Origin of the sequence: Acidovorax sp. HMWF029 (genome assembly GCF_003060895.1) — a bacterium.
In the GTDB taxonomy this organism is placed as follows: Bacteria; Pseudomonadota; Gammaproteobacteria; order Burkholderiales; family Burkholderiaceae_C; genus Acidovorax.
The window spans coordinates 1-3,090 of record NZ_QAIH01000154.1; the positions used below are offsets into that span (position 1 = coordinate 1).

Consider the following 3,090-nt stretch of genomic DNA (forward strand, 5'->3'; position numbering starts at 1 on the left):
GGCGGGGGCGCGCGCTGGCTCACGGGCGCCGCCACCAGGGTTCCACAGTTCCGACAGGTCGCGTGCGTTGAGCTGGGTGAGTTCGGCCAGCTCGCCCAGCAGCTGGCGCTTGAGCACGCCGTCGGGCAGGGCCGTCCACAGCGGGCGGGCGTTGCTCGCCATGTGGGCGCGGCCCTCGGCGGTGGTCAGGTCGCAGCCCTCGCTGGCCGATTCGACCAGAAAGCGGCTCAGTGGCACGGCGTTGCCCACATGCTGTGCAAAGGCGTCGGTGCCGTTGGCGCGGATGAAGCTGTCCGGGTCGTGCTCGGCGGGCAGGAACAGAAACTTGATGCTGCGCGTATCCGTGGCATGGGGCAGGGCGCCATCGAGCGCCTTGCGCGCGGCGCGGCGACCGGCGTTGTCGCCGTCAAAGCTGAACACCACCGCATCCGTAAAACGCAGCAGCTTGTGCACATGCTCGGGCGTGCAGGCCGTGCCCAGCGTGGCCACGGCGTTCGGAAACCCCAGTTGCGCCAGCGCCACCACGTCCATGTAACCTTCGGTGACCAGGGCATAGCCGTGCTCGCGGATGGCGGTGCGCGCCTCGAACAGGCCATACAGCTCGCGCCCTTTGTGGAACACCGGGGTTTCTGGCGAATTGAGGTACTTGGGCTTGTCGTCCCCCAGTACCCTTCCGCCAAAACCGATGCATTCGCCCTTGACATTGCGGATGGGGAACATCACCCGGTCGCGGAAGCGGTCGTAGCGCTTGTCCTGCCCCTCTTCGCCCACGATGACCAGGCCGCTCTCTTCCAGCAGCGGGTCGTCGTAGCGGGGGAATACGCTGGCTAGGCTGCGCCAGCCCTCGGGTGCATAGCCCAGGCCATAGCGCTTGGCCACGGCACCTGATACGCCCCGGCCCTTGAAGTAGCCGATGGCACGCTGAGACTCGCGCAGGTGGCGGCGGTAGGCGTCGGCGGCTTTTTCGAGCACGTCGCTCAGCGTGGCCTGTTTCTGGCGGGCGGCGGCGGCGCGTTCGCGTTCCTGCGGCGAGATGTCGTCATCGGGCACCTGCAGGCCCACCCCCTGGGCCAGGTCCTGCACAGCTTCGACAAAACCCATGCCCGCGTGGTCCATCAAAAAGCTGATGGCGTTGCCGTTTTTGCCGCAGCCAAAGCAGTGATAGAACTGTTTGGCTGGGCTGACGCTGAAAGATGGCGACTTTTCCCCGTGAAAAGGGCACAGTCCCATGAAGTTGGCTCCACCCTTCTTCAACTGAACGTAGCGGCCCACGATGTCCACCACATCGACACGGGCAAGCAGTTCCTGAATGAAAGACTGAGGGATCGTCACGCGGCGTATTGTCCGCGTAAACTGTTTGTTACCAGTTATTACAAAGCGGGGCTTTCGGCATGGCGTGCATGGCGTGGCAGCAAGCAGCAGGCACTGGGGCGCATCAGATGCGGCGCCGCAGTGCGGCGGCAGCGTTGCTGGCCGCAGGCCTGGGGACGGTGCTGCCTGGCCCGGCGCAAGCCGCCACGGTGCTGCGCGTGCTGGCCTGGCCGGGGTATGCCGACGCCGATTTTGTGGCGGGGTTCGAGAAGCGCCACGGGGCCAAGGTCGAGATCACTACCGTCGCCTCCGACGACATCCTGCGTGCGAAGATGGCCAGCCCGGACGGCCCCGGTTTTGATCTCGTCGCCGCAAACACCACCGAAATTGCGCGCCTGGTAGGCCAGAACATGCTGGCACCGTTGCCCTTAAGCAACATCCCCAATACCGCGCGCCAGTTGCCGCGTTTTCGGCAGCCGCAGTCCATTGCAGGCATCACCGTGCGGGGCGAGGTGTATGCCATGCCCTTCACTTATTCCGAGATGGGGCTGGTCTACGACCGTCAGCAGTTCAGCAAACCCCCAGAGTCGATTGCCGTGCTGTGGGATCTGCGCTGGCGGGGCAAAGTGCTGGCATTTGACGGCAGCAGCCACGGGTTCTCGTTGGCCGCCATGCACCGCGGGCTCGCGCCGTTTCGCATTGATCCCCACCTTTTCAGCCCGCTGGCCAAGGACTTGGTGGCCCTGCGCCGCAACGTGCGCTCGTTCTACAGCCTGCCCGAGGAGTCGGTCGAGCTGTTCCGCAAACACAGGGTGGCTGTGATGCACGCCAACTACGGCCAGCAGCAGCTCAAGCAGCTGCGCGATGCGGGACTGGACGTGGGCTATGTGGTGCCCAAGGAGGGCGCGCTGGCCTGGCTCGACTGCTGGGCCATCACCCGCCGATCCACCCAGGTGGCCCTGGCTGCGGAGTGGATCAACTACATGCTCGACCCGGCGCTGAGCCGCGAATTCACCCGGCGCCAAGGCCTGGCCAACACGCTGGAGGAGCCGCCCGCGCTGTCGGGGGACGTGCCCATGGGCCCCATCGTCTGGCTGGAGCCGGTGGAGGACGAAACCCGGCGTGCTCAGCTGTGGCAGCGCATCGTGGCGGGCGACCGCCCAGCGAGGTTTTGACGCATGGGCATGACGCGCATGACATGGGGCATTGCGCTGCGCCTGGGGGTGTTGCTGGCCTCGTTCAGCGTGTTTGCGGCCATCCTGGCGGGCTACTACACCTTTGATTCGAGCCGCGACCGCCTGCAGGGGCGGGCCGAACGCGCGCTGATGGCCACCACGCAGGTACTGGCGCGCCATATGCAGGCCGGGTTTAGTACGGTGGCGCGCGACAACTCCTTCCTGGCTGCGGTCGCGGCGCAGGAGCCAGACCACGCCAGCCTGGCCGAGATTTTCCGCGCCAGCCTTGCCGCGCACCCCAGCTACCTGCAAATCCGCTTCATCAGCGCGCAGGACTATGGCCTGGAGCTGGTGCGCATCGACCGCCAGGGCGGGGTGCCGGTGCGGATTGCCGATGACGCGCTGCAGGAGAAGGCGCATTTCCCGTTTGTGTTCGAAGCCTTGGCGCTGTCGGCGGGAGAGGTTTACGTGTCCGAATTCGGCATCAACCACGAGGGCTCCCCGGGCGAGGACGCGGTGCCGGTGTTCAACATGGCGTCGCCCGTGTTGCAGGGCGGGCAGGTGCAGGGGGTGGTGGTGGTGCGTGTTGCGGCCGAGCCATTCT

General features: G+C 66.2%; 2 protein-coding genes and 1 pseudogene. 2 read left to right on the plus strand and 1 reads right to left on the minus strand.

Annotation, left to right across the window (positions count from 1 at the left end; genetic code table 11):
* Nucleotides 1-1,332 (minus strand): DNA primase (gene dnaG, locus DBR12_RS10845; RefSeq protein ID WP_108617253.1); only part of this gene is annotated, 1,332 nt, incomplete at its 3' end.
* Between the two features lie 68 nt (nt 1,333-1,400).
* Here dnaG and DBR12_RS10850 point away from each other — a divergent pair.
* Both DBR12_RS10850 and DBR12_RS10855 read left to right on the plus strand, forming a co-directional pair.
* Complete coding sequence (locus DBR12_RS10850; protein WP_233244391.1) at nt 1,401-2,486, plus strand: PotD/PotF family extracellular solute-binding protein; 1,086 nt, start codon at nt 1,401-1,403, stop codon at nt 2,484-2,486.
* A 9-nt stretch (nt 2,487-2,495) separates the two neighbouring features.
* Nucleotides 2,496-3,090: pseudogene (locus DBR12_RS10855) on the plus strand (GGDEF domain-containing protein); the annotation flags it as partial.